General features: G+C 64.0%; 25 protein-coding genes. 10 read left to right on the forward strand and 15 right to left on the reverse strand.

Annotated elements, in window-relative coordinates:
• Positions 1 to 4: 4 nt before the first annotated feature.
• Together GM909_RS13815 and hppD are read right to left on the reverse strand one after the other, a co-directional pair.
• Positions 5 to 496 carry a RidA family protein gene (locus GM909_RS13815; RefSeq protein WP_157016974.1) on the reverse strand — a complete coding sequence of 164 codons (492 nt, stop codon included), beginning with the start codon at positions 494 to 496 and terminating at the stop codon, positions 5 to 7.
• A gap of 290 nt (positions 497 to 786) precedes the next feature.
• Positions 787 to 1,899 carry a 4-hydroxyphenylpyruvate dioxygenase gene (gene hppD / locus GM909_RS13820; RefSeq protein ID WP_157016975.1) on the reverse strand — a complete coding sequence of 371 codons (1,113 nt, stop codon included), beginning with the start codon at positions 1,897 to 1,899 and terminating at the stop codon, positions 787 to 789.
• Positions 1,900 to 2,039: 140 nt separating this feature from the next.
• Between hppD and GM909_RS13825 the strand changes: the two genes are divergently transcribed.
• The 4 genes from GM909_RS13825 to GM909_RS13840 all read left to right on the forward strand — a co-directional run bounded on the left by GM909_RS13825 (position 2,040) and on the right by GM909_RS13840 (position 5,842).
• Positions 2,040 to 2,492 carry an Lrp/AsnC family transcriptional regulator gene (locus GM909_RS13825; RefSeq protein ID WP_157016976.1) on the forward strand — a complete coding sequence of 151 codons (453 nt, stop codon included), beginning with the start codon at positions 2,040 to 2,042 and terminating at the stop codon, positions 2,490 to 2,492.
• Positions 2,493 to 2,695: 203 nt separating this feature from the next.
• Positions 2,696 to 3,745: a TRAP transporter substrate-binding protein gene (locus tag GM909_RS13830; RefSeq protein ID WP_198174247.1), complete on the forward strand. Its 1,050-nt coding sequence runs from the start codon at positions 2,696 to 2,698 to the stop codon at positions 3,743 to 3,745.
• 247 nt (positions 3,746 to 3,992) lie between these two features.
• Positions 3,993 to 4,523 (forward strand): TRAP transporter small permease, encoded by a 531-nt coding sequence (locus tag GM909_RS13835; RefSeq protein ID WP_157016977.1) that lies wholly within the window; start codon positions 3,993 to 3,995, stop codon positions 4,521 to 4,523.
• A complete protein-coding gene (locus GM909_RS13840; protein WP_157016978.1) occupies positions 4,520 to 5,842 on the forward strand; it encodes a TRAP transporter large permease in 1,323 nt (440 codons plus the stop codon). The genes GM909_RS13835 and GM909_RS13840 overlap by 4 nt, the downstream gene beginning before the upstream one ends.
• A 224-nt stretch (positions 5,843 to 6,066) precedes the next feature.
• Here GM909_RS13840 and GM909_RS13845 read toward each other — a convergent pair whose 3' ends face one another.
• The 4 genes from GM909_RS13845 to GM909_RS13860 are packed head-to-tail and all read right to left on the reverse strand — an operon-like array spanning position 6,067 to position 8,250.
• Positions 6,067 to 6,402, reverse strand: coding sequence for a TIGR01244 family sulfur transferase (locus GM909_RS13845; protein ID WP_157016979.1), 336 nt, complete (start codon positions 6,400 to 6,402; stop codon positions 6,067 to 6,069).
• A gap of 50 nt (positions 6,403 to 6,452) precedes the next feature.
• The gene (locus GM909_RS13850; protein WP_157016980.1) at positions 6,453 to 7,349 is read right to left on the reverse strand and encodes an MBL fold metallo-hydrolase; all 897 of its coding nucleotides are present in this window, start codon (positions 7,347 to 7,349) and stop codon (positions 6,453 to 6,455) included.
• A gap of 36 nt (positions 7,350 to 7,385) precedes the next feature.
• Positions 7,386 to 7,823: a DUF6691 family protein gene (locus GM909_RS13855; RefSeq protein ID WP_157016981.1), complete on the reverse strand. Its 438-nt coding sequence runs from the start codon at positions 7,821 to 7,823 to the stop codon at positions 7,386 to 7,388.
• A 4-nt stretch (positions 7,824 to 7,827) separates the two neighbouring features.
• Positions 7,828 to 8,250, reverse strand: coding sequence for a YeeE/YedE family protein (locus tag GM909_RS13860; RefSeq protein ID WP_157016982.1), 423 nt, complete (start codon positions 8,248 to 8,250; stop codon positions 7,828 to 7,830).
• 80 nt (positions 8,251 to 8,330) lie between these two features.
• Between GM909_RS13860 and GM909_RS13865 the strand changes: the two genes are divergently transcribed.
• Positions 8,331 to 8,678 carry an ArsR/SmtB family transcription factor gene (locus GM909_RS13865; protein ID WP_235911894.1) on the forward strand — a complete coding sequence of 116 codons (348 nt, stop codon included), beginning with the start codon at positions 8,331 to 8,333 and terminating at the stop codon, positions 8,676 to 8,678.
• A 28-nt stretch (positions 8,679 to 8,706) separates the two neighbouring features.
• On the opposite strand, the gene GM909_RS13870 is transcribed toward GM909_RS13865, so the two are convergent.
• The 6 genes from GM909_RS13870 to pcaD all read right to left on the reverse strand — a co-directional run bounded on the left by GM909_RS13870 (position 8,707) and on the right by pcaD (position 17,157).
• Positions 8,707 to 9,864, reverse strand: a complete 1,158-nt coding sequence (locus tag GM909_RS13870; RefSeq protein WP_157016984.1) for an acyl-CoA dehydrogenase family protein — start codon at positions 9,862 to 9,864, stop codon at positions 8,707 to 8,709.
• A 141-nt stretch (positions 9,865 to 10,005) separates the two neighbouring features.
• Positions 10,006 to 11,208, reverse strand: a complete 1,203-nt coding sequence (gene pimC, locus GM909_RS13875) for a pimeloyl-CoA dehydrogenase large subunit (RefSeq protein WP_157016985.1) — start codon at positions 11,206 to 11,208, stop codon at positions 10,006 to 10,008.
• A 133-nt stretch (positions 11,209 to 11,341) separates the two neighbouring features.
• Positions 11,342 to 12,523: an acetyl-CoA C-acyltransferase gene (locus tag GM909_RS13880; RefSeq protein WP_157016986.1), complete on the reverse strand. Its 1,182-nt coding sequence runs from the start codon at positions 12,521 to 12,523 to the stop codon at positions 11,342 to 11,344.
• A 12-nt stretch (positions 12,524 to 12,535) separates the two neighbouring features.
• Positions 12,536 to 14,209, reverse strand: coding sequence for an AMP-binding protein (locus GM909_RS13885; protein WP_157016987.1), 1,674 nt, complete (start codon positions 14,207 to 14,209; stop codon positions 12,536 to 12,538).
• A gap of 2 nt (positions 14,210 to 14,211) precedes the next feature.
• Positions 14,212 to 16,314, reverse strand: coding sequence for a 3-hydroxyacyl-CoA dehydrogenase NAD-binding domain-containing protein (locus tag GM909_RS13890; RefSeq protein ID WP_157016988.1), 2,103 nt, complete (start codon positions 16,312 to 16,314; stop codon positions 14,212 to 14,214).
• A 48-nt stretch (positions 16,315 to 16,362) separates the two neighbouring features.
• Positions 16,363 to 17,157 (reverse strand): 3-oxoadipate enol-lactonase, encoded by a 795-nt coding sequence (gene pcaD / locus GM909_RS13895; protein WP_157016989.1) that lies wholly within the window; start codon positions 17,155 to 17,157, stop codon positions 16,363 to 16,365.
• Between the two features lie 720 nt (positions 17,158 to 17,877).
• Here pcaD and leuA point away from each other — a divergent pair.
• Positions 17,878 to 19,605, forward strand: a complete 1,728-nt coding sequence (gene leuA / locus GM909_RS13900) for a 2-isopropylmalate synthase (RefSeq protein ID WP_157016990.1) — start codon at positions 17,878 to 17,880, stop codon at positions 19,603 to 19,605.
• Positions 19,602 to 20,366 (forward strand): alpha/beta fold hydrolase, encoded by a 765-nt coding sequence (locus GM909_RS13905; RefSeq protein ID WP_157016991.1) that lies wholly within the window; start codon positions 19,602 to 19,604, stop codon positions 20,364 to 20,366. The genes leuA and GM909_RS13905 overlap by 4 nt, the downstream gene beginning before the upstream one ends.
• Positions 20,367 to 20,375: 9 nt before the next feature.
• On the opposite strand, the gene GM909_RS13910 is transcribed toward GM909_RS13905, so the two are convergent.
• Positions 20,376 to 21,815, reverse strand: a complete 1,440-nt coding sequence (locus GM909_RS13910; protein ID WP_157016992.1) for an adenylate/guanylate cyclase domain-containing protein — start codon at positions 21,813 to 21,815, stop codon at positions 20,376 to 20,378.
• 198 nt (positions 21,816 to 22,013) lie between these two features.
• Between GM909_RS13910 and GM909_RS13915 the strand changes: the two genes are divergently transcribed.
• On the forward strand, positions 22,014 to 22,616 hold the full coding sequence (locus tag GM909_RS13915; protein WP_235911895.1) for a hypothetical protein: 603 nt from the start codon (positions 22,014 to 22,016) through the stop codon (positions 22,614 to 22,616).
• A 9-nt stretch (positions 22,617 to 22,625) separates the two neighbouring features.
• Here GM909_RS13915 and GM909_RS13920 read toward each other — a convergent pair whose 3' ends face one another.
• Positions 22,626 to 23,549 carry a metallophosphoesterase family protein gene (locus GM909_RS13920; protein WP_157016993.1) on the reverse strand — a complete coding sequence of 308 codons (924 nt, stop codon included), beginning with the start codon at positions 23,547 to 23,549 and terminating at the stop codon, positions 22,626 to 22,628.
• On the opposite strand from GM909_RS13920, the gene GM909_RS13925 reads away from it, so the two are divergent.
• Positions 23,532 to 23,786 (forward strand): hypothetical protein, encoded by a 255-nt coding sequence (locus GM909_RS13925; RefSeq protein WP_157016994.1) that lies wholly within the window; start codon positions 23,532 to 23,534, stop codon positions 23,784 to 23,786. The two genes, GM909_RS13920 and GM909_RS13925, sit on opposite strands and share 18 nt — an antisense overlap.
• A 34-nt stretch (positions 23,787 to 23,820) precedes the next feature.
• Positions 23,821 to 24,321 (forward strand): NUDIX domain-containing protein, encoded by a 501-nt coding sequence (locus tag GM909_RS13930; RefSeq protein ID WP_157016995.1) that lies wholly within the window; start codon positions 23,821 to 23,823, stop codon positions 24,319 to 24,321.
• On the opposite strand, the gene GM909_RS13935 is transcribed toward GM909_RS13930, so the two are convergent.
• Entirely contained in the window at positions 24,307 to 25,302 is a 996-nt protein-coding gene (locus GM909_RS13935; protein WP_157016996.1) for a glutathione S-transferase family protein, read from the reverse strand. The two genes, GM909_RS13930 and GM909_RS13935, sit on opposite strands and share 15 nt — an antisense overlap.
• Positions 25,303 to 25,542 lie beyond the last annotated feature (240 nt).

Genomic DNA, 25,542 nt, shown 5'->3' on the forward strand with positions numbered 1-25,542 from the left:
TGGCTCAGTTGTCGTCGCGCACGGCGATGGCCTCGACCTCGATTAGCCAACCGGGATTGGCCAGACCCGCCACCTCGAACACCGAGCGCGCGGGAAGGTTGGGCTGGGCGTCGGTGCCGAAGAATTCCGTATAGCCCTCCATGAAGCCGGCGAAATCCATCGGCTGGCCGTCCTGGCCGACCAGGAAGACCTGCAGCTTGACGACGTCGCCCATGTCGAGACCGATGTCCTTCAGTGTCTTGTCGATGGCCTGGAAGACGCTGCGCGTCTGCTCGGTCATGTCGCCATAGGCCTCGACCGACGCCGAATCGGCATCTTCGTCGATGACGGCTGGCACGGCGCCGCTCAGGTAAACGGTGTCGGCATCGTCCGGCACCTCGACGGCGCGGGCGATGGGAAAGTCCGAGTTCGGGATCTTGTGGCGAATGACCTCATCGGCCTGTGCCGCGCCCGCCGCGAGAAGCGCGCCGGTCAAAAGGCTTGCGAAACGGATCATGGATATCTCCTTCGTCGATCGTTGGGAGGAAGCGCACCGGGGTGCCGTGCGTCCATGCGCACGCGCCAAGACACCCTGATACCTGGATTCGCGCGAGGCGGGGACAGTGAAATCAGCATTCATGGCCGTGTTGTGGCCGCTTTTCCGACTCCCATTCAGCCGGCATGACACACCCGTGGCGCGTGCCGGTGCAATGGCGCGATCACGGGTGCTGAAGGCGATCGGTCGGCGGCAAAAGGGGCGCCGCGTTGCCCCCTCCGGTGACGGTGCAGTTTCGACCTCGGAGGCGTTCAGCCGGCGGCGTCGGATTTGAGCACGCCGCGGCGGATCTGGTCCTCCTCGATCGATTCGAAGAGAGCGCGGAAATTGCCTTCGCCGAAGCCTTCGTCGCCCTTGCGCTGGATGAATTCGAAGAAGATCGGGCCGATCACCGTTTTCGAGAAGATCTGCAGCAGGATCTTCGTCATGCCGCCGTCGACGACGCCTTCGCCGTCGATCAGGATGCCGTGCGTCTTCATCCGCTCGATCGGCTCGTCATGGCCTTTGACCCGGTCATACGACATGTCGTAATAGGTTGCCGGTGGTCCGGGCATGAATTTCAGCCCGTTGGCGGCCAGCCTGTCGGTCGCGTCGTAGATGCCTTCCGTGCCGACGGCGATGTGCTGGATGCCTTCGCCCTTGTACTTCTTCAGATACTCGACGATCTGGCTCGTCTCGTCCTTCGATTCATTGAGCGGAATGCGGATCTTGCCGCAGGGGCTGGTGATGGCGCGGCTGACCAGCCCGGTGATCCGGCCGTCGATGTCGAAATAGTGGATCTGCTTGAAGCCGAAGAGCTCGCGGTAGAAGCCCCACCACTTGTCCATGTTGCCGCGATAGACGTTGTGGGTCAGGTGGTCGAGATAATAGAAACCGACGCCCTCGGGCTTCGGATCGCGCTCGCCCAGCCATTCGAACGCCTCGTCATAGGCCGAGCCCTTCTCGCCATATGTGTCGACGAAGTAGAGCAGCGAGCCGCCGATGCCGACGATGGCCGGCACGTCGAGCGTCTTGTCGTTGCCTTCATAGGGCTGGGCACCCTTCGAGACCGCGTGGTCGAAGGCGTGCTTGGCGTCGACCACGCGCCAGGCCATGGATGGCGCGCAGGGGCCGTGCTTTTCCACGAAACCGGCGGCGAAGGAGCCCGGCTCGGCATTCAGGATGTAGTTGATGTCGCCCTGGCGCCAGACCGTGATGTCCCTGGTCTTGTGGCGCGCGACCGGCGTGTAGCCCATGCGCGTGAAAAGCTCGGAGAGCTTCGAGGCGTCCTCATGGGCGAACTCGACGAATTCGAACCCGTCGGTGCCGGCGGGGTTCTGCTCGGAAATTTCAGGCGGCGGCGCGTCGTGCGGAAACGGACCCATGTCGTCCTCCTCTCATGGCTGGATTGTTGCTCCATTGTAGCAAGAGAGCCATGCACGGGGCGTGCAATGTCGCGCCTTGGCGCCTTGATTTTTGCACGGTTCGTGCATCATTATGACCAAAGGTGCACGGAGTTAGAGAAATGGATCAGTATGACCGCAAGATGTTGGCGCTTCTGCAGGAGGACGCGCGGCTGACCAACAACGATCTCGGCGAGCGGGTGAACCTGTCTCCGTCGCAATGCTCGCGGCGGCGCCAGCGGCTCGAGGAGGAGGGCTATATCCGCGGCTATCGCGCCATGCTCGACCGCGAAAAGATGGGCTTTTCGCTGGTCAACATCATCACGGTGACGCTGGCGACGCACAATCGCGACAATGCACGCCGCTTCGCCGAGCTTTTGTCCGATCTGCCCGAGGTGCAGGAGGCCTATGCGCTGACCGGCGAGATGGACTATGTGGTCAAGGTCGTCACGCCTGACCTGAAATCGCTGTCGGAATTCGTCAACGGCGTGCTGTTGCCGCATGAATCGGTGCAGCACGTAAAGACGGCGATCGTGCTGGAGACGCTGAAGGAGACGCCGAGCCTTCCCGTGTGAGGGGGCGTCATAGTGCTCAGGTCGTTCAAGATTGCGCGCCGGGACCCATTGCGCTTCGCGGCCGGAATTCATGGATATGTTACAAAATAGTGGCCAGCCCTGTCTTCCTTGTCACATAAAAATGGTTATGGTTGGCGCTCGACCGTTCGTCGGCGATGGTTGATAATCGCCGTGAATGGTGGAGATCAAACGGGAGGAGACGAATGCGACATTATTCATTCAGATCAATGCTTTTGGCCGGCGCGGTCGCCTGCGCGGGGCTGCTGGCAGGCAGCGCCGCTGGGCTCGCGCAGGAAGTGACGCTGCGCCTGCACCAGTTCCTGCCGCCGCAGGCCAATGTGCCGAAGCTGGTGCTCGATCCGTGGGCCGACAAGGTCGAGGAGGATTCGGACGGGCGCATAAAGGTCGAGCGCTATCCGGCCATGCAGCTCGGCGGCACGCCGCCGCAACTGATGGATCAGGCCATCGACGGCACGGTCGACATCATCTGGACGGTTGTCGGTTACACGCCGGGTCGGTTTCCGCGCGCCGAAGTCTTCGAACTTCCCTTCATGATGACCAATGCCGAAGCGACATCTCGGGCTTACTGGGATTTGTTCGAGAAGGAGATGAAGGACACGGACTTCAAGGACGTCCATATCCTCGGCACCTGGGTGCACGGCCCGGGCATGATCCATTCGAACAGGCCGATCAGCAAGCTCGAGGACTTGAAAGGGCTGAAGGTGCGCGCACCCACCCGCATCATCACCGGGCTGTTCGGCGAACTTGGCGCCACGCCCGTCGGCATGCCGGTGCCGGCGATCACGGAGGCGCTGTCGAAGGGCGTCATCGACGCCTGCGTCATCCCCTGGGAGGTCACGCCGGCCCTCAAGGTGCCCGAACTGGTCGAGAACCACACCGAATTCGGCGGCGACCACGCGCTCTACACCACCGCCTTCGTGCTGGCGATGAACAAGGACCGCTATGAGAGCCTGCCGGACGATCTCAAAAAGGTCATCGACGACAATTCGGGGCAGGAGTTCTCGGCATTCGCCGGCAAGACCCAGGCGGGCGCCGACGTGCCGAGCCGGCAGATCGCCGTCGACATGGGCAACAACATCATCACGCTCGATGAAGCCGAGGTCGAACGCTGGAAAGAGGCCGCGCAGCCCGTCTACGACAAATGGGTTCAGGAAATGGAGGCAGAGGGCATCGATGGCCAGGCCCTGATCGACGAGGCAAACGCGCTGATCGACAAATACACCGACATGTGAGGCGGATGCCGGATCATGGAGGCGGGCGCCGTCCCGCCTCCATGGCGCCGGTCGACAGAGCATGTCCCGCCCAAACGTTTCCGTTTGAAGCGAACGCGCGCTAGGTCATTGCCCGTCGGACGTTCTCGTGGCATCAAGTCGGACGTTGATCGCTAGACTGTTATTTGCCATAACAATTCCGGAGGCGAGTTGCACTGCGACCGGTGGGTGGGACCGCAACGGGACGCAATCAGGTGGGAGGTACCGCATGGCCTTATCGGCGGTCATATATGGATTGGCGCGCATCATGGCGATCCTCGGCGGGGTGGTGCTTGCCGTCCTGATCGTCATGACGGTGGTCAGCATCACCGGCCGTTCGCTGATCTTTCTCGGCCTGGCGCCGGTGCCGGGGGATTTCGAACTGGTCGAGGTGGGAACGGCCTTTGCCGTCTTCGCCTTCCTGCCCTGGTGCCAGCTCAATCGCGGCCACGCCAGTGTCGACCTGTTCACCAGCTATCTGCCCGATTCGGTCAACAGATGGATCGACCTCGTCGCGGAAATCCTGATGACCATCGCCCTCATCGTCATCGCCTGGCGGCTTTGGGTCGGCATGATGGACAAGGTCCGCTACGGCGAGACGACCTTCATCCTGCAGTTTCCGGTGTGGTGGGGCTTTGCCGCTGCAATGGTCGGCGCGGTCGTCTGTGTGATCGTTTCGATATACATGACCGGCGTGCGCCTGCGTGAGGTGCGCAGGGGCCGTTCGGAATTCGCGCCGACGCATGGGGGCATGCTTTGACCAATTTCGAACTCGGCATCTGGTCGTTCCCGGTCCTTCTTCTTCTCATATTCCTGCGCATACCGATCGGTCTTTCCATGCTGCTTTGCGGCATCGTGGGCACCTGGCTGGTGACGGGTACGTGGAATCCGATCCTGGCGAAGCTCAAGGCCGAAACCTACTCCACCTTCTCGAACCATTCGCTGTCGATCATCCCGCTCTTTCTGCTGATGGGACAGTTCGCCGGGCTCGGCGGGATGTCGCAATCCCTGTTCAAGGCGGCCAACACCTGGCTCGGCCATCGCCGCGGCGGCGTTGCGATGGCGGCGATCGGCGCGTGCGCCGGTTTCGGGGCGATCTGCGGATCGTCGCTGGCCACCGCCGCCACCATGGCTCAGGTCGCGCTGCCCGAACTGCGCCGCTACGGCTATTCGGGCGGCCTGGCGACGGGAACCCTGGCCGCCGGCGGCACGCTCGGCATCCTCATCCCGCCTTCGGTCGTGCTGGTGATCTACGCCATCCTCGCCGAACAGAACATCGCCAAGCTGTTCCTCTCGGCCTTCGTGCCGGGCATTCTGGCGGCGATCGGCTACATGCTCGCGATCTCGATCTATGTCCGGCTCTATCCCGGTTCTGCCGGCGCAAGCCCGCGCGCTACCTACCGGGAACGCTTCGGGGCCCTGTTCGACGTGTGGCCGGTGCTTCTGGTCTTTTTCGCTGTCGTCGGGGGCATCTATTTCGGCTGGTTCACGCCGACGGAAGCCGCGGCGATCGGCGCGGCCGGCACGGGGCTCATCGCGCTGGTCAATGGCGGCCTTACGCGCAAGACATTCATCGATTCCATCCTGGCGACGGCCGTGGCCACCGGCATGATCTTCTTCATCGTCTTCGGAGCCTCGATCTATAACGGCTTCCTGGCCCTGTCGCAGGTGCCGCAGGAAGCAGCCGCCTATATATCGGGGCAGGGTTTCAACCCGTGGATCGTGCTGGTCGCCATTCTGGTGCTCTATCTGCTGCTCGGCTGCGTGATGGATTCGCTGTCGATGATCCTTTTGACCATCCCGATCTTCTTCCCGATCGTGACGGCGCTCGACTTCGGACTTCCGGCGGAAGAGTTTGCCATCTGGTTCGGCATATTGGTTCTGATCGTGGTGGAGGTCGGTCTGATCACGCCGCCGGTGGGGATGAACCTCTTCGTCATCAATTCCATGGCCAAGGATACGCCGATCGTCGCGACCTATCGCGGCGTCACGCCCTTCGTGCTGGCGGATCTGACACGCACCGTGCTGCTCGTCCTGTTTCCGCCGATCACGCTGTTCTTGTTGCGCATATTGTATTGAGGCGCATTTTTGCGACCAGCGTCATCCCGGCGAAGCGGCGCTAGCGCGCGTTTGCTTCAACGGAAACGTTTGAAGCAAAGATATGCGCGCCAGATCGATATGCTGGAACATGTACCTTTCGCTCAAACGAATTCGTTTGAGCGAAAGGTACATGTTCTAGGTCCCGGACAGCCCTTCGGGCTTCCGGGATGACGTGTTGCAAATGCCGGTAAGCGGCGTGCGCGCTACACGCCCATCTGCTGGACGAGGCCGTAGAGATTGGTGCAGCGGCCGCCGGTGCGGCAATAGGCGAGCACCGGCCCGGGCAAGGTTTTCAGCGCCGCGCCCATCTCGCGTACGTCCTCTTCGGTGATGGCGCCGCTGACGACGGGAATGAAGCGGAACTCCAGTCCGGCCGATTGCGCCGCCGCCTCGATGCCGTCATGCGGCACGGCCCCGTCCTCGCTGTCGGGACGGTTGCAGACCAGGCTTTTGAAGCCGGCATCGGCGATCGCCTGCACATGATCGGCCGAGATCTGCCCGGCCACGGCGAATTCGTCATTGATCTGGCAGATCTCCATCGCGCCTCACCTCTTCTCGCAATATGCGGCCGGCACACGGCCCTTTCGGATTACAGGCCGTTGACCGGCACTTTCAGGAACGTCTTGCCATCTTGATCCTTCGGGGGCAACTGGCCGCCGCGCATGTTGACCTGCAGCGACGGGATGATGAGCTTCGGCATGGCAAGCGTCTTGTCGCGCGTCTCGCGCATGTCGACGAACTCGTCCTCCGTGACGCCGTCGCGGACATGGACATTGTGCGCCCGTTCCTCGGCCACCGTCGTTTCCCATCTGATGTCGCGCCCGTTGGGCCCGTAGTCGTGGCAGATGAACAGCCGCGTCTCGTCGGGCAGTGACAGGACGCGGCGGATCGAGCGGTAGAGCGTGCGCGCGTCGCCGCCGGGAAAATCGGCGCGCGCCGAGCCGCCGTCGGGCATGAAAAGCGTGTCGCCGACGAAGGCGGCATCGCCGACGACATGCGTCATGCAGGCCGGCGTGTGGCCGGGCGTGAGCATGGCGTAGGCGGTCATGGTGCCGATCTCGTAGCTGTCGCCATCGTCGAACAGGCGGTCGAACTGCGAGCCGTCACGCTGGAACTCGGTGCCTTCGTTGAAGATCTTGCCGAAGACGTCCTGGACGATGGTGATGTTCTTGCCGATGCCCATCCTGCCGCCGAGCTCTTTCTGGATGTAGGGCGCGGCGGAGAGATGGTCGGCATGGACATGGGTCTCGATGACCCATTCCAGCGTCCAGCCATTGTCCCGGATATGCTTGATGATCTCGTCGGCGTGATCGTAGGCGATACGGCCCGCGGCATAGTCGATGTCCATCACCGAATCGATGACGGCGCAGGCGTCGGAGGCCGGGTCCTTGACGATATAGGAAACCGTGTTGGTGGCCTCGTCGAAGAAGCCGATGACCTCCGGCTTGACGGAGGTGTCAGGCGTAAAGGGCAGGGGCGACGGCATGGGGGTGCCTCCTTGTTGTTGAATGGTGCGGCCCTGTCAGGCCGCCGCAGCGCGAGCGATACGTGTGCGCATCCAACGCGCCGCTATGATGCCCGCAATCATGGCCGTGAGAAAGAGCAGCGTTTCGGGATGGCCGAGACCCAAGGCAGGGATCGCACCGCCGGGGCAGAAGCCGGCAATACCCCAGCCGATACCGAACACGGCCGCGCCGGCGACAAGTTCGCGATCGATCTCCTTGCGTTGCGGCAGGGCGAAGCCACTTTCGAACACTGGTCGCGCTGACCGGGCGAAAACGATGCGATAGCCAATCGCGGCGACCGCCAGGCCGCCACCCATCACGAAGGCCAGGCTTGGATCCCAGGTTCCGGCGATGTCGAAGAAGTTGAGCACCTTGGCCGGATTGATCATGCCGGAAATGGCTATTCCGAGGCCGAACAGGCCACCGATCAGGAAGGCTGAAAACAATCTCGGCATGACCTCATCCTCCGATGACGTGACGTACGACAAAGACGGTCACGAACGCAGTCAGCATGAAGGTTGCGACAGCGCTGATCGAGCGAAGCGACAAACGTGACATGCCGCAAATCCCGTGGCCGCTCGGGCAGCCGCTGCCGTAGTGCACGCCGACGCCGACCAGGAAACCGCCGATGATCAACATGCCCGCGCTCGACGGCACGCTGAAGGGAACCGATACACCGGAGAGCAGCAGCGCGAGCGGCGCGAGGATCGCGCCGGCGAGAAACGCGGCCCGCCACCGCCAATCCGAGGCGAGGGGTGGCAGCACGCCTGTCAAAATGCCGGTCATGCCGGCGATGCGGCCATGCAGGGCCATGAGCAGTACCGCAGCCAGCCCGATGAGGGCGCCGCCGGCAAGTGAGGCAAGTGGGGTGAATTCCGTCATGTCTGAACTCATACGGTGTTGCAAAAATTGCGGTAACGTCTACATATGAAAACATATGAATGTGTGCAAGGGTTATTCGAATGGCGGCGATTGAAATTTCTCGCATGGCGGAATCGGCCGAGCGGGCCGCAGAACTGCTCTCGGTTCTCGCCAACAAGAACCGGCTTCTGGTGCTGTGCAATCTTCTTGAGGGTGAAATGGCGGTGCAGCCGCTCGCCGAAGCGGTTGGCATGAGCCAGTCGGCGCTGTCGCAGCAGCTGGCGAAGTTGCGGGCGCTGCGCATCGTGACGACACGCCGGGACGGTCGCGAAATCTATTACAGCGTCGCCTCGCAGGAGACGCGTACCATCCTGGAGACGCTCTACGCCATTTACTGCGCACCGGCAGAAGAGGCGGGCGACGTCCGAGCGGCGGTCGCCGCTGCCTGAGAGGAAGCCTGCCCCTCGCAGCGCCCTCTCAGGCCGCCTTTTCCTCGAACAGGCCACCGGCGCCCGCCAGCGCGCGCAGGTGATGGTCCGCATTGCCGAAGGCGACGTCGATCATCGTCATGCGCTTGAAATAGTGCCCGACGGCATATTCCATCGTCATGCCGACGCCGCCATGGATCTGGATGGCGTTCTCGCCGACCAGCCTCCCACCGCGGCCGATCTCGGCCTTGGCCGCATGCACGGCGCGGGCGCGTTCGTCGGCATTTGCGCTGTCGGCCATCATGGTGGCGAACATGGTGATGGAACGCGCCTGCTCGAGCGCCACGAACATGTCGACCGCCTTGTGCTGCAGTGCCTGGAAGGCGCCGATCGGCAAGCCGAACTGCTTGCGCACCTTCATGTAGTCGACGGTCAGCTCGTGCATGGCCGACATGACGCCGAGGGATTCGGCCGAAAGAGCGGCGATCGCCTGGTCGACGACGGCGCGCACCAGCGTCATGCCCTTACCGGGCTTGCCGAAGAGCGCGTCGGCACCGACCTTGACATTGTCCAGCGTGATCTCGGCGGCGCGCAGCCCGTCCTGTGTCGGGTAGCCGCGCCGGGTGAGCCCGTCGGCGCCGGCATCGACGAGAAAGACGCCGACGCCTGTCTCGTCGCGGCTGTCGCCCGAAAGCCGCGCGGTGACGAAGAGCTTGTCGGCGCAGTCGCCGTGCGTGACCACGCTCTTGGCGCCGTTCAGCACATAGCCGTCGCCGTCCTTCGTCGCGCTCGTCTCGACATGGGCAAGGTCGAAGCGTGCGTTGCGCTCCTGATGGGCGAAAGCGAGCTTCAGGGCGCCTTCGGCCACCTGCGGCACGAGGTCGGCCTTTTGCGCGGGCGAGCCGCCGAGGCGCAAAAAGCCGCCGCCGAGCACGACGGTCGCGAAGTATGGTTCCAGCGCCAGCGCCTTGCCGAGCGATTCCATGACGATCATGGTCTCCACCGGCCCGCCGCCGATGCCGCCATCCTCTTCCGCGAAGGGCAGGGCCATCAGCCCCATTTCGGCGAAATGCTGCCACATCTCGCCGCTCCAGCCCTCGGCAGCCTTGGCGTAGCGGTTGCGGTCCTCGAAGCCGTACTTGTCGGCCAGCAGCCGGTCGAGCGAGTCCTTGAGGATCGATTGTTCTTCGGTCAGGTCAAAGTCCATGCTGTGTTCCCACCTGTTGTTTCGGTTGCCCCCTCCACCGCCTCCGGCGGTCCCCCTCCCCCGTGAACGGGGGAGGATCAAGCTGCGGAGCCGGGTCCTCCATGCGAAGCATGGTGGAGGGGGTCTGCAAACCCATCGCAATCAAAGCCCCAGCACCGCCTTGGCGATGATGTTCTTCTGGATCTCGTTCGATCCGCCATAGATCGAGACCTTGCGGTTGTTGAAATAGCCGGGTGCGGCAAAGGCGGCGTAATCGGGGCCGTCCGGCGGCTCGTTCCAGCCTTCGCCGTTTTCGGCTCGGTAGGGCAGGGCGTAGGGTCCCATCACCTCCATAAGCAGGTGCGTCGTGGCCTGCTGGATTTCGGACCCCTTGATCTTGAGGATCGAGGAGGCCGGGTCAGGCTTGCCGGTGTTGCCGCGCTTGGCGTCGGCGGCGACGACGCGCAGCTGGGTGAGTTCCAGCGCCTTCAGCTCGATCTCGATGGAGGCGAGTTTCTCGCGAAAACGCTCGTCCTCGATCAGCGGTCGGCCGCCCGACATTTCCTTCGCCGCAAGCTCGCGGATGCGCGCCACGCGCTGCTTGGAAATGCCGATGCGGGCAATGTTGGTGCGCTCATTGCCGAGCAGGAACTTTGCATAGTCCCAGCCCTTGTTCTCCTGGCCGACCAGGTTTTCCGCCGGCACCTTGACGTCGGTGAAAAAGACCTCGTTGACCTCGCGGCCGCCGTCGATGGTGACGATCGGGCGCACCTCGATGCCCGGCGTCTTCATGTCGATCAGGAGGAAGGAAATGCCCTCCTGCTTCTTGGCGTCCGGGTCCGTGCGCACAAGGCAGAAGATCCAGTCGGCATATTGTGCCAGCGTCGTCCAGGTCTTCTGGCCGTTGACGATATAGTGGTCGCCGTCACGCACCGCACGCGTCTTCAGCGAGGCGAGGTCGGAACCCGCGCCAGGCTCGGAAAAGCCCTGGCACCACCAGTCGTCCAGATTGGCGATGCGCGGCAGGAACGTCTTCTTCTGCTCGTCATTGCCGAAGGTGTAGATCACCGGGCCGACCATGTTGACGCCGAAGGCGAGCGGCTGCGGGGCCGGGAATTTCTGCGTTTCCTCCAGATAGATGTACTGGCGCATCGGATCCCATCCGGTGCCGCCGTATTCGGCGGGCCAGTGCGGCACCGCCCAGCCCTTCTCGTTAAGAATGCGGCTCCAGCGAACCAGGTCGTCCTTGACCATATACTCGCCGTCGACCAGCCGCTTGCGGATTTCCTCGGGCAGGTTCTCGCGCAGGAAGGCGCGGACCCCGTCGCGAAAGGCGATTTCGTCGTCGGTAAAGCGAAGATCCATTTGTTGTTCTCCAGGATTTCTGAGCCTCCTCCACCATGCTTCGCATGGTCGGCGCCGCTAGATCCTCCCCCGTTCGCGGGGGAGGGGGACCGCCGGAAGCGGTGGAGGGGGCGTCCTCTCTACATCTCTGTCCTCAAGCGATCTCCAACAGCCCGGCAGCACCCATGCCGCCGCCGACGCACATGGTGACGACGGCATATTTGACGCCGCGGCGCTTGCCCTCGATCAGCGCGTGACCGGCAAGCCGCGCGCCGCTCATGCCGTAGGGGTGGCCGAGCGCGATGGCGCCGCCATCGACATTGAGTTTTTCCGGGTCGATGCCGAGCTTGTCGCGGCAATAGATGACCTGCACGGCGAAGGCCTCGTTTAACTCCCACAGCCCGATGTCGTCGACCGTCAGGCCGTGGCGCTCCAGGAGCCTGGGCACGGCGAAGACCGGGCCGATGCCCATCTCGTCGGGCTCGCAGCCGGCGACGTTGAAGCCGCGGAAGATGCCGAGCGGCGTGAGCCCGCGCCGCTCCGCCTCCTTAGCCTCCATCATGACGCAGGCCGAGGCGCCGTCGGAAAGCTGGCTGGCGTTGCCGGCGGTGATCACGCCGTTCTCGCGCACGGGTTTCAGTCCGGCCAGGCCCTCGGCGGTGGATTCGGGCCGCGGGCCCTCGTCATGGGCAAGCGTCACGTCTTTATGGTTGACCTCCTTGGTCTCCTTGTCGACGACGGCCATGCGCACGTCGATCGGCACGATCTCGGCGTCGAAGCGGCCGGCCTCGCGGGCGGCGGCGACGCGTATTTGCGAGGAAAGGCCGTATTCGTCCTGCGCCTCGCGCGAGATGCCGTAGCGCTTGGCCACCACTTCCGCCGTGTCGATCATCGGCATGTAGACCTCCGGCTTGATCTCCATCAACTGCTCGTCCTTCAGCCGGAACGTGTTGCGGTGGTCGTTCTGCACCAGGCTGATCGATTCCATGCCGCCGGCAATGCCCGCCTTCACCCCGTCGTTGCGGATGGCGTTGGCGAGCAGCGCCATGGACTGCAGGCCCGAGGAGCATTGCCGGTCGATGGTCGTGCCGGCTGTCGTCACCGGCAGACCGGCGGCAAGCAGGGCCCGGCGCGCGACATTGAGCCCGGTCGTGCCTTCCTCCATCGCACAGCCCATGACGACATCCTCGATCTCGCCGCCCTCCAGCCCGGAACGCTTGAGCGCATGGGCAATCGCATGGGCGCCGAGCGTCGCACCCGTGGTGTCGTTGAGCGCGCCGCGATAGGCCTTGCCAATCGGCGTGCGGGCGGTTGATACGATGACGGCTTCGGCCATTTTCTTTCCTCCTCACGTTGCTTCGGCGGCGTGCCGCCTGACGCGTTCTTCCTGTTTCAGTTCGAGTTTCGACAACTTGCCCACCGGCGTGCGCGGCAGGGCCTCGCGGATTTCCAGCGCCGTGGGCATTTCGTGCGGTCCGAGGCGGCCCTTGAGAAAGGTGCGCAGAGCATCAAGCGTGAGTTCCCGTGCGCTCGCGCGCAGCTTGACGAAAGCCTTCGCCGCCTCGCCGCGATAGTCGTCGGGCACGCCGATCACCAGCACCTCCTCGACATCCGGATGCTCGTAGATCATTTGCTCGATGAGCTGCGGATAGACGTTGAAGCCGCCGGAAATGATCATGTCCTTCTTGCGGTCGACGATAGTGAAGAAGCCTTCCTCGTCCATGAAGCCGATATCGCCGCTCAGAAAGCCGCCTTGCGAGTAGAAGCCGCTGTTCTCGGCCTCGCGATTGAGATAGCCGGCCGTCACGTTGGGTCCGAAGACGCGCAACTCGCCTGTCTCGCCGGCCGGCAGGACGCGCGTGGGATCGTCGAGGGCGACCACGTCGAGCCGGATGCCGGGCAGCGGCACGCCGATCGTGCCGATCTTGTCGGGCCGGGTAAGCGGGATGTTCGTGCCGGCGGGCGAGGTCTCCGTCATGCCCCAGCCGCCGAGAATGTCGTGGCCGGTCGACGCCTTCAGCCGCCGGGCGATTTCCACCGGCAGCGGCGCGCCGCCGGAAGCGCAGTAATGCAGCGACGAGAAATCGCGCTTTTCGAAGCCGGGTACGGCACAGATCGCGATCCACATGGTCGGCACGGCGGGAAGGCTGGTGGCGCCGTTCTCGATTTCGTCGAGTGCGGTCTGGGCGTCGAAACGCGTATGGACGAGCAGCGTGTTGCCGTTGCGCAAGCAGCGCAGCATCACCGCGGTGAGCGCGTAGATGTGGAAGAGCGGCAGGAAGAGCAGAACGCGTTCGCGGCCGGGGCGCATCAGTTCCCATGCCGTGAACCACAGATCGTAGCTCGACACGGCGGTCGACAGGTTGCGGTGCGTCAGCATGGCGCCCTTGGGCAGGCCGGTCGTGCCGCCGGTATATTGCAAGAGCGCCAGGTCGTCGACATCGACCTCGGGCAGAGATTCAATTCCATCGCGCGTCGATTCAACGAGCCCGGCGAAGGTGTTGAATTCAATGCCTTTCGGCATTTCGCCGGTGAGCGGGGAGGGGCCGAATGCCTCGTCCTCGCCGACGATCAGGCGGTCGATGGCGCCGTTTTCGACGAGTGCGGCGGATTTGACGGCGAACTCGCCGATATTGGTCGTCACGACAATGCGCGCGCCGCTGTCTGTGAGCTTGTGCATCAACACGCGCGGGCTGTCGAGCGGGCTGAGATGCACCACCGTGCCGCCGGCCTTCAGCACGCCGAAAAAGGCAAGCAGGTGATAGACCGTGTTGGGAAGCAGGAGCGCGACGCGCACGCCCTTGGCGACACCGGCCGCCGCAAAGCCGCGTGCCGCCTGGTCGACCCCGGCCTTGAGTTCGGCAAAGCTCAGCCGGCTGTCGCGGAAAACGACCGCCTCCTTGTCGCCATATGCAGCCGCCGCCCGGTCGACGATGTCGTGAACCGGAAATGCCTCGAGGGACACGTCTGGAGAAAGGCCCGGCGGGTAAGCCGCTTTCCAGGGTGCCTCGGCCAGCTTCATCGTCAGGCCGCCCGGGACGTTTTTACGCCGCTCAGCCTGCCCCCTCCCGAGGCAGCCTGGCGCAGCAGGGCCGCCGGTTCGAAGACATCCTTGCCGGTCTTGCCGTGCCAATGCTCGAGCCGCTCGACGATTCCGGCCAGGCCTTCCTGCTCGGCCCAGAACATCGGACCGCCCTTGCCGACGGGGAAGCCATAGCCGTTGACCCAGACGATGTCGACGTCGCCGGCGCGTGCGGCAATGCCTTCCTGGAGGATCTTGGCGCCCTCGTTGATCATCGGATAGAGCGTGCGCTCGGTGATCTCCTCGGCCGAGATTTCGCGCCGGTTGATGCCGCGCTCGCGCGCCTTCTCCTCGATCAAGGCGGCGACCTCCGGATCGGGCACCGGTTTGCGCGCGCCGCTTTCATAGATGTAGTAGCCCTTGCCCGTCTTCTGGCCGAAGCGGCCCTGTTCGCACAGCGCATCGGCGATCGCCGCCGTCTTGCCGAGCGACTTGCGGGTGCGCCAGCCGATGTCGAGACCGGCCAGGTCGCCCATGGCAAAGGGACCCATCGGCCAGCCGAAATCGGTAAAGACCTTGTCGACCTGCTCGGGCGTGGCGCCTTCCAGAAGCAGGTCCTCGAGTTCGGCCGAGCGCGCCGCCAGCATGCGGTTGCCGACGAAGCCGTGGCACACGCCAACGACGACCGGCACCTTGGCGATGCGCCGGGCAACGTCGAGCGCGGTGGCCAGCACGTCGGGGGCGGTCTTTTCGCCGCGCACGATCTCCAAAAGCTTCATCACATTGGCCGGCGAGAAGAAATGCATGCCGACCACATCCTGCGGCCGGTCTGTGAAGCCGGCGATCTCGTTGACGTCGAGATAGGACGTGTTGGAGGCAAGCACCGCGCCCTTTTTGACGATCCCGTCGAGCGTGCCGAACACGTCCTTCTTCACCGCCATTTCCTCGAACACCGCCTCGATGACGATGTCGCAATCGGCGAGATCGGCATAGTCCGTGGTGCCCGCCAGAAGCGCCATGCGCTCTTGTTTGGCCTCCTCGCTCAGCGAGCCGCGCTTGACGGAGATGTCATAGGTCGTGCCGATCCTGGCAATGCCGCGGTCGAGCGCCTCCTGGCTCATCTCCAGTATGGTGACCGGAATGCCGCCATTGAGGAAGGACATGGCGATGCCGCCGCCCATCGTCCCGGCGCCGATGATGCCGGCGCGCTTGACCTGGCGCGGCTTGACCGACTTGTCGACGCCTTCGACCTTGGCCGCCTCGCGCTGGGCGAAGAAGAGGTGGCGCTGCGCCTTCGACTGGTCGCCCTGCAGGAGCTCAATGAAATATTCGCGTTCCGTGGCCAGCGCCTCGGCAAACGGCATGGTCAGGCCGTTGCGCACCGACTGCACGCAGCGCGCCGGCGCATCGAGGCCGCGGCTCTTCTTCAGGAGCGTTGCGGCTTCGGCATCGAAACGTTTCAGATCGTTGCGCGCGGCCTCGATCCTGTCCTCGCGCTGGCTGATGGGAAGCGGCTTTTCGCCGGCCTTGGCCTTGGCGCGGACAAATGCGGTTGCATTGGCCACGAGATCGCTTTCGAAGACGGCATCCAGCAGTCCGTCGGCCAGGGCTTCCTTGGTTCCCACCGGATTGCCCGAAACGATGATCTTCAGCGCCTTGGCCGGGCCGATTAGGCGCGGCAGCCGCTGTGTTCCGCCGGCGCCAGGCAGCAGGCCGAGCTTGACCTCCGGCAGGCCGAACCTGGCGGAGGCGTCCGCAACCCGGTAATGGCAGCCCATCGAGAGTTCCAGACCGCCGCCGAGCGCAGTGCCGTGGATCGCGGCGACGGTCGGTTTTTCGAAGCTTTCAAGTGTCGCGATCAGATCGGGCAGGCTCGGGCGCTCAAGCGCCTTCGGCGTGCCGAACTCGGTGATGTCGGCGCCCGAAACGAAGGAGCGTCCGGCGCAGGCGAGAACCAGCCCGGCGACGGACGGGTCATCGCGCAGTTCCTCCAGTGCCGCGTGCAGCGGCTGGCGCAGATGAAAGCTCAGCGCATTGACCGGCGGATTGTCGATGGTGACGATCGCGATCTCGCCATCGCGGGCGACGGTGACGTAATCAGACATGAATGACCTCCCTTGCGCCGGCTGTCTTGGTCGACCGGCGTCGTTGTGTCAGAAATTGCGCGCGTCCTTGAGGAAACCCGCGACAAGAGCGGCGGTGGCACGCGGCTGCTCGATGCAGGGCAGGTGCCCGGCATCCGCGATCACCTCGAACCGCGATCCCTCAATGAGTTCGCTCGTGGAACGCACGAGATCGGGCGGCGTGGAGCCGTCCTGGTCGCCGGCAATGCACAGCGCCGGCAGCTTGAGCGCGCGCGTGCTCTCGGTGAAGTCGGCGTCGCGCAGCGCGGCGCAGGTGCCGGCATAGCCATCCGCCGTGGTGCGCGTCAGCATGGCCAGATAGCCGACATAGTCGGGATTGTCGGGCGTGCGATAGGCGGGCGTGAACCAGCGTTCCATGATTGCATCGGCAATCGGCGCGATGCCGTTCGTCATCACGGCGTCGATGCGCTGGTTCCACATCGCAGCCGTGCCTATTCTGTGTGCGGTGTCCATCAGGACGAGCGCCTTGACGAGGTCCGGTCGCCTGGCGGCAAGGCCCTGTGCGATCACGCCGCCGACCGAAAGACCGACTATAGCGCAAGAGCTTACGCCGAGATGCGAAAGAAGCGATTCAATGTCGCCGATATGGTCGTCCATGCGGTAAGGGGCGGGTGTCGCCTCTGACAGGCCGTGGCCGCGCTTGTCGTAGCGGACGATGCGATAGTCTCCGCCAAGCTGCCCGATGAGAGCGTCCCAGATGCGGAAATCGGTGCCGAGCGAGTTGGAAAAGACGAGGGTCGGCCTGTCCCCGCCGCCCGTATCCTCGTAGTGCACGACCACTCCGTTTGCGCGCACGAACGCCATATGCTTCCTCCCATTAGGCCAACATACTACCGAGTATGTTGGAAACCTTGGTTCAGGTCAATCGGTCTCGGACGATGTTTTGAAGGGCGGCTGCGCAGCGGTCAACGGTTTTGGGAGCCGTGTCGGTCACATAGGGAAAATGGCGCAGTATCTGGTCCTTTTTGCAGTGCGCCTGGGAAATGAGTTATTTTGTATTGTTCTTACACATTAGGGTTTCGCTCCTTAGCGCCCCCCTCTGGCCTGCCGGCCATCTCCCCCACACGGGGGGAGATCGGCCATCGCCTCTGCTTTCGCCAATCTCCAGCGTTCCAGAAGAGGTGCTGAAGCAAGCGGCCGGCGTAATCTCCCCCCTCGTGGGGGAGATGGCCGGCAGGCCAGAGGGGGGCGTCGTAGTGCTCAGGCCGTGCAAACGATTGCCCTGGTATCGATGACCACAAGGCTTGCCAGCCTCGCATCGGACCGTTATACCTCACGCCATGTCGAATTCGCGCGCCCATCGCAGGAATGCCTCGCGTCCGTCGCTGACGGGCGAGACGCTGCGCGCCTTCTCCTCGACCCTTCTTCTGCTCGGCCTTATCGGCGATCGTCGGGCCCGCTGAAGGAGCACCCGGCGGTCGAAATGCCGTCTGGCGCCTGCTCCTCGCAAACCCTTTGCCAGAAACTGATGGAAGTGCGCAGCCTGTCGTGGCATTGAACGGCACGCGCGCCGGAGAAGACGAGATGAACGAACAGACCCCGATCAAGCCCGTGGGTGCCTCTGCCGCCAAGGGCATGCCCGACGCCGCGCGGAAATACCAGCCCTATCCGCTCATCGACCTCAAGGACCGCACCTGGCCGTCGAAACGCATCGAGCAGGCGCCGATCTGGTGCTCGGTCGACCTGCGCGACGGCAACCAGGCGCTCATCGATCCGATGGGGCATGAGCGCAAGGCGCGCATGTTCGCGCTGCTCATGGAGATGGGTTTCAGGGAGATTGAGATCGGCTTTCCGTCCGCCTCGCAGACCGATTTCGATTTCGCGCGCTGGTGCATCGAGGAGGCGGGTGTACCGGACGACGTCGATCTCCAGGTGCTGGTGCAGTGCCGCCCGGAACTGATCACGCGGACCTTCGAGGCGCTCGAGGGCGCCAAAACCCCGATCGTGCATTTCTACAATTCGACCAGCGAGCTGCAGCGCCGGGTCGTCTTCGAGAAGGACGTCGCCGGCATCAAGCGGATCGCCACCGACGCGGCCAAGATGATCACGGACATGGCAGCCAGGGCCGGCGGCGGTTACCGGTTCCAGTATTCGCCGGAAAGCTTCACGGGCACCGAGCTCGAGGTGGCGCTGGATATCTGCAACGCCGTCATCGAGATCATGCAGCCGACGCCCGACAACAAGCTGATCGTCAACCTGCCGTCGACGGTCGAGATGTCGACGCCCAACATCTATGCCGACCAGATCGAATGGATGTGCCGCAACCTCGACAATCGCGAGAGCCTGATCGTCTCGCTGCATCCGCACAATGACCGCGGCACCGGCATTGCCGCCACCGAGCTCGGCCTGATGGCGGGCGCCGACCGGGTGGAAGGCACGCTGTTCGGCAATGGCGAGCGCACGGGCAATGTCGACATCGTCACGCTGGCGCTCAACATGTTCACGCAGGGCACCGACCCGCAACTCGACTGTTCCGACATCGGCCGCATGAAGGATGTCTACGAATACTGCAACCAGCTCGTCATTCCCGAGCGGCATCCCTATGTCGGCGAACTGGTCTACACGGCCTTTTCGGGCTCGCACCAGGACGCCATCAACAAGGGCATGAAGGCGATCGCCAAGTCGAACAAGCAAGTGTGGGAGGTGCCCTACCTGCCGATCGACCCGCGCGACGTGGGGCGCAGCTACGAGGCCATCATCCGCATCAACTCGCAATCCGGCAAGGGCGGCATCGCCTATGTGCTGCAGGCCGATTACGGCCTCAACCTGCCGCGCGACATGCAGATCGAGCTGCGCGAGGACATCCAGGCGATCACTGATGCCGAGGGCAAGGAGGTGTCGTCGAAGCGTATCCATGAGCGCTTTGTCGAGCTTTATGTGGACCAGCCGGGCGCGCGGCTGCAATTCGTTGACCACCACACATATCCCGACACGCAGGCCAAAGGGCGGCGCATGGTCGAGGCGACCATCCTCGAGAGCGGCAAGGAGGTGAAGATCACCGGCACCGGCAATGGCCCGATCGACGGGTTCGTCGACGCCTTGTCGCGCCATATCGGCGTGGAGATGACCGTGCTCGACTATTCCGAACATTCCATCCAGCGCGGCTCCAATGCGGCCGCCATCTGCTACATGGATATGGAGCATCCCGGCGGGCGCGCCTTCGGCGCCGGCATCAACACCAACATCGTCGCCGCCTCGCTGGAAGCCGTGGTGGCGGCGGCCAACCGCATCATCGGCGTCAAATCCGCATGACCGGGGTGGATCGTCTGTTTGCGCGGGAGATGGGAAGCGGCGGCACGCCCGCCGTCTTCCTGCACGGCTTTGGCGGTGTCGGCGGCGTCTGGGCGCCTCTTCAGGAGGCTGTCGCATCCGACCGTTTCATACTTGCCTATGACCTGCCGGGCCATGGGCAATCGCTTTCCTTTCCCGAGGCCGGGCCGGTCAAGATCGCCGTCAAGGCGGTGCTCGCCGATCTGGCCGCGCGCGGGATCGAGCGGGCGCACCTGGTCGGCCACTCGATGGGCGGGGCGATTGCGACTTTGACGGCGCTGTCGCAGCCGCAGCGCGTTGCCTCGCTGAGCCTGATCGCGCCGGGCGGTTTCGGCGAGGAAATCAACGCGCCGCTGCTCAAGCGCTATGCGGGCGCGACCGACGATGCGAGCATCCGTGTGTGCCTGGCCGCGATGTCGGGCCCGCAGCACGACGTTCCGGACGACGTGGTGAACAAGCTTGCCGCAGCGCGCGCCGCTGCCGGCCAGACGGAGATGCTTGCGCATATTGCCGGGCTGATCACACGTGACGGCAAGCAGGGGGCGATCCCGCGCGAAAGCCTGGCCGGGCTCGACATGCCGGTCGCCGTTCTGTGGGGCACGGCGGACAGCGTCCTGCCGTATAAGCAGACACGGGGCCTGCCGCCGCGTTTCGCGCTCCACACATTTGATGGCGACGGCCATATGCTGGCGGAGGAACAGCCGGACGAGGTCTTGTTCATCGTCCGTCAGATGATGCGCTGAAATGCCCGCTCATTGCCGCCGGCGCGGCAGGGCGCGGCTCTCGGTGGCGTCGATCGTCGCGTGGCTTGCCCACACCGCGATGCCCTGGCGTCGGCCCTCGAGCTGGTTGGGACCGAGAAACTCGAACCCTTCGGTCATTCCCTCCACGGTGTCGGGATAGCGGGCGCGGATATCGGCGATAAGGCCGTCGCTGACCACGGCCGTGCGGCCGATCGTCCGCGTCAGTTCCTCCAGCCGGCTCGCCACATTGACCGTGTCGCCGATCACGCCCAGCTCGAGCCGCCGTTCCGTGCCGATATTGCCGACGACGACCGGACCATAGTGAAGTCCCACCGCCACCTGCACCGGCTCGTCGCCGCGTGCCGTGCGCCGCCGGTTGAGGGCGGCGATATCGGCAATGATTGCCCGGGTGCAGGTAAGTGCGTTGAGCGAATCGCGCGGCAGGGGCGTCGGCATGCCGAATGTCGCCATGACCCCGTCGCCGATGAACTTGTCCAGGGTGCCGCCGTGACGGAAGACGGCTTCCTCCAGGATCGCATGGACCTCCCTGAGAAGGCCGATCGCTTCGGCCGGGCTGTGGCGCTCCGACCAGCGGGTGAAGCCGACGAGATCGGCAAACATGATGGCGGCGTTGAATTCCTTGATGCGCGCCAGTGGTTCGTCCTGCTTGGCCAGCACATCGGCCGTTGCCGGGGCAAAATAGCGCGCCAGGTTCATTCGCTGGCGTTCGATCTGCGCATGGCGCCAGACCAGCCTGCGCGAGCGCGAGACGCCCGCGGCGAGGATGGCGGACATGATCAGGAGGATAACGACGGTCTGAATGAGCACCGACAGGTCGACGGTGGTCGGGCCGGAGATCTGGTCGACATATCGTGAAGCATCGCCTGGCGAAAGCACCTCGATACGCGGCATGATGACGACGCTGTCGGGCAGCGAAGCCAGCCACAGGACGCCGACCGTCCAGCTCAAGGCGCCGACGATCCCGCCCCAGATGACCAGCTTCGGTCGGTCCGCGAACGCCATTCCGGCAAGCAGCAGGTAGAGATAGACCGAAGTCTGAAAGCTCAGTGCCATTTGCGGCGGCAGCGGTTCCGGCGACCATGGGTTGGGCGACAACAGGACGAAGGTGATCAAGGCGAAGTCGATCGTGACGAACAGGTAGGAGTGCCAGGGACGCAGCAGTCCGAAGCGCTCCAGCACAACGGGCACGAACCCGTCGGCGATGAAGATCACAATCAGCAGGTGATAGTAGAGAAAGGCCGGGTAGGGGACGACGAGGAGCACCAGCGCCATGACGGCGAGAAGCGACAAGGTGCGTCCGCGCAGATACATCCTGCGGCTTTCGCGCTCATGCTTTTCGAATGTTTCGTCCAGCAGGGCCGAGAACCGGGGTTGACGCATTCCGGAAAGGCCAGAGAGTGCCGTTCCGAACCGTTCCGCAAGTGCCATCGTGCCAATATCCCAGCGATATGAATCGGCCACCCCCGCGGCTACATAGGCTGCATATCGGCGATTGCAAAGTGTGTTGCGGGCCGCGCTTATCCACCGTTGCCTTTGCACGTGCGAATGCCGACGCAAATTCGCCTTTTGTTCGCGCAATGCTCTGTGTTAACACTTTCTTAGTTCGGTGCGCGTGGGAGTGCGGCCATGACCAGTGAAGACATGAGTGCGGCAGCGGTCGATCAGCAGCGCCGTCTTTCCGATGCGATCCGCGACGTCAAGAACATGTCCGCCGACCGCGACGACGTCGTCGTCGAAATGCGCGAGGCGAGCCGCATGCGCCTGGAGCTCCTGGCGCAGGAGCTCGAACCGGTCTTCGCCGACGTGCCGGCGGAGGTGACGCAGTTCGATTTCGCAATCTCGTCGGGTATGCAGCCGCGGCTGTGGATCGATGCGGTCGCCCATGTCGCCATGGGGCGCGACCGTCGTCTCTACCGCTTCGTGCGCGACACGCGCAACGGCCGGGTCGTGCTGGCCGAATCGGGCGACTTGAAGCAGGTCGCAGACGCCGTCACCCGCTACATCGCCGAGCGCATGGTCGAACGCGAGCGCCAGCTCGACGGTCCGGTATTCCCCGTCATGCACGATGCGCCGGGCGAAGGCATTGCCGAAGCGGCCCCGAAGGGGGGGCGATGGCGCGCGGTCCTGTCCGGGTTTGCCGTCATCCTGTTCGGCGCGGCCGTCGGCGCGCTCGTCGTCGCCGCGATCTTCTGGGAGCACGTCGCCGCCTATTTCTCGGTGCCTGGTTAGTCCTGCCCGCTACGCCGTGCTGGCAGCCTGTCCCCGTGTCAGATCGGATTTCGAGATCGTCGCTACGGAGAGCGACTGGCCGGTGACGCCGCGCCGGGTGAGTTCGACCGACCAGTTGCCGGCTGTCCCGGCGATATCGATGAGATTGTACTGGGCCGCCGGTCTTTGCCCGCCCGGGCTTTGCCCCGCCGCGGTGACGCCGACGACGGGAATCTTGCCCTGCATGCCGTCGATCCAGAACAGCGTCGGCAGGTGGGTGTGGCCGTGCAGCACCAGTTCGGCGCCGTGCCGGCGCACTGTCTTTTGAAAAAGCGATATGCCGTAGAGCCGCTTATGTGCGGCCGTCGCCCCGCGAACCGGCGGATGATGGATCATGATGACGCGATAGAGGCCGCGCCGGCGCGTCATATCAAGCAGAACGGCAAGGCGCCGCGCCTGTTCGGAGCTGAATTGGCCGATGGCCATGAAGGGGGCGGTCGCCCGGGCCGACGACACGCCGATGAGCGCCACGTCGCCGCGGATGCGCAGATAGGGAAAGCCGTTCCTGTTGGCCTGGCCGGTGGCCTCGTCGCCTGTCATCCAGGGCTGCCAGGCGCGGCAGGCCTTGGCCAGTGCGCCCGGCACATAGGCATCGTGGTTGCCCGGCACCACGGACACGTCTTGCGGCTCGCCCAGTGTTTCCAGCCAGATGCGGGCCAGTTCGATCTCGGCGTCGAGGGCCAGATTGACCAGATCGCCGGTGATGGCGAGGTGGTCGGCGCCGTCCGCCTTGATGCCGTCAAGGATCGCCTCGGTGACGCCGGCCGTCAGCAGCCGGCGGCGGTTCCGGTGCCAGTTCACATAACCGGTGATGCGCTTGGAGGCGAGTTCGCGATAGGTTACATCGGGCAGGGGCCCGAGATGGACGTCGGAAATATGCGCGAGGCGAAACATTGCATCCTTCTAGCGCGCGTTCGCTTCAAACGGAAACGTTTGAAGCAAAGATATGCGCGCCAGATCAATATGCCGGAACATGTACCTTTCGCTCAAACGATTCCGTTTGAGCGGGACATGTTCTGGCGCGTTCGCTTCAAACGGAAACGTTTGAAGCAAAGATATGCGCGCCAGATCAATATGCCGGAACATGTACCTTTCGCTCAAACGATTCCGTTTGAGCGGGACATGTTCTAGAACATCGGACCCGAAGGTGGGAACCGGTTTCGCAATGAGTGCGGCAGACGGGCGCGATCCGGGCCGGGGCAGTCTCTGGGCGCGGCTGCGCTCGCGCATCTTCCACAGCTATTTCCTCTTGCGCCGGCCGATGACGCTCGGCGTGCGTGCGATCGTCCACGATGTGGAAGCAGGGACCATCTTCCTGGTGCGCCATACCTATGTGCCCGGCTGGCAGATGCCCGGCGGCGGCGTGGAGACCGGCGAGACGATGGAAGAAGCGCTGGTCCACGAGCTGCTTGAAGAGGGCAACATCGAGCTGACCGGGCCGCCAGTGCTCAAGTCCGTGCATCACAACCGGGCGGCGAGCCGGCGCGATCACGTTGCGTTCTACCACGTGACCCAGTTCCGCCAGTTTGAACCGCGCCTGCCGGACCGGGAAATCGCCGAGGCGGGCTTCTTCAGTCTTGCGGATCTGCCCGAAGGAACGACGAGTGCGACGTTGCGGCGGATCGATGAAACGCTGAACGGTGCCGATCCGTCACCCTACTGGTAGGGCCGCAAGCCTTTCCCGGTCGTACGGGGCGGCGTAGTCCAGTTCCGGTCCCGCGGGCACGATGCCCGTCGGATTGATCGTCTTGTGGCTGCCGTAATAGTGATGCTTGATGTGAAAGAGATCGACCGTCTCGGCCACGCCGGGCACCTGGTAGAGCTCGCGCAGATAGTTCGACAGGTTCGGATAGTCGGCGATGCGGCGCAGATTGCATTTGAAATGGCCGACGTAGACCGGGTCGAAGCGCACCAGCGTCGTGAACAGCCGCCAGTCGGCCTCGGTCAGCCGCCCGCCGGCGAGATAGCGCTGGGTGCCGAGATGCGCCTCCACCTCGTCGAGCGCGGCGAAGAGATCCCGGAACGCTTCCTCATAGGCATCCTGCGTGGTGGCGAAGCCGCAGCGGTAGACGCCGTTGTTGATCGAGGGATAGATGCGCGCGTTCCAGGCGTCGATCTCCTTGCGCAGCGCTTCGGGATAGAAGTCCAGCGATGCGTCGCCGAAGGCGTCGAAGGCACTGTTGAACATGCGGATGATCTCGGACGATTCGTTGCTGACGATCGTTTCCTCGCGCTTGTCCCACAGAACCGGCACGGTGACGCGGCCGGAATAGTGCGGGTCGGCGCGGGTGTAGATCTGGTGCAGATAGTCGAGCCCGTAGAGCGTGTCGCCAGTGGCGCCGTCGCGCTTGACGAACGTCCAGCCGTCAGAACCCATGAAATGGTCGACCACGGAAAGCGAGATCACGTCGTCGAGCTTCTTCAGCTTGCGCAGGATCAGCGTGCGGTGCGCCCAGGGGCAGGCAAGCGAAACATAGAGATGGTAGCGGTCGGGCTCGGCCTTGAAGCCGCGTTCGCGTCCGGGCGCCGGGGCGCCGTCGGTGGTCACGAAATCGCGCCATTGCGATTGCGCGCGTTCGAAACGGCCGCCCGAGGACTTCGTGTCATACCAGCGGTCCTGCCATTTTCCGTCGACGAGCAAGCCCATTGCAGTTCTCCGTGCTTCGAAGCCTCGCATTTAAGCGATCGGCGGCAAAAACCCAACAGGCGGCTGCCTGAACGCATCGTCAACGGCCGGCAAGGCGTTGCGATAATCGCAACAATCTGATGGACGGCGGCGGGAATTGGTGCTAGCGGAGCGGACCCGCAGGGATTTTGTCATGACTGTCAACCGCATCGTACGACGACGAATGAACGCACGCGCCTGAACCGGCGCGCATTTTGTGCC

This window comes from Mesorhizobium xinjiangense (assembly GCF_009749525.1).
GTDB lineage: Bacteria > Pseudomonadota > Alphaproteobacteria > Rhizobiales > Rhizobiaceae > Mangrovimarina > Mangrovimarina xinjiangensis.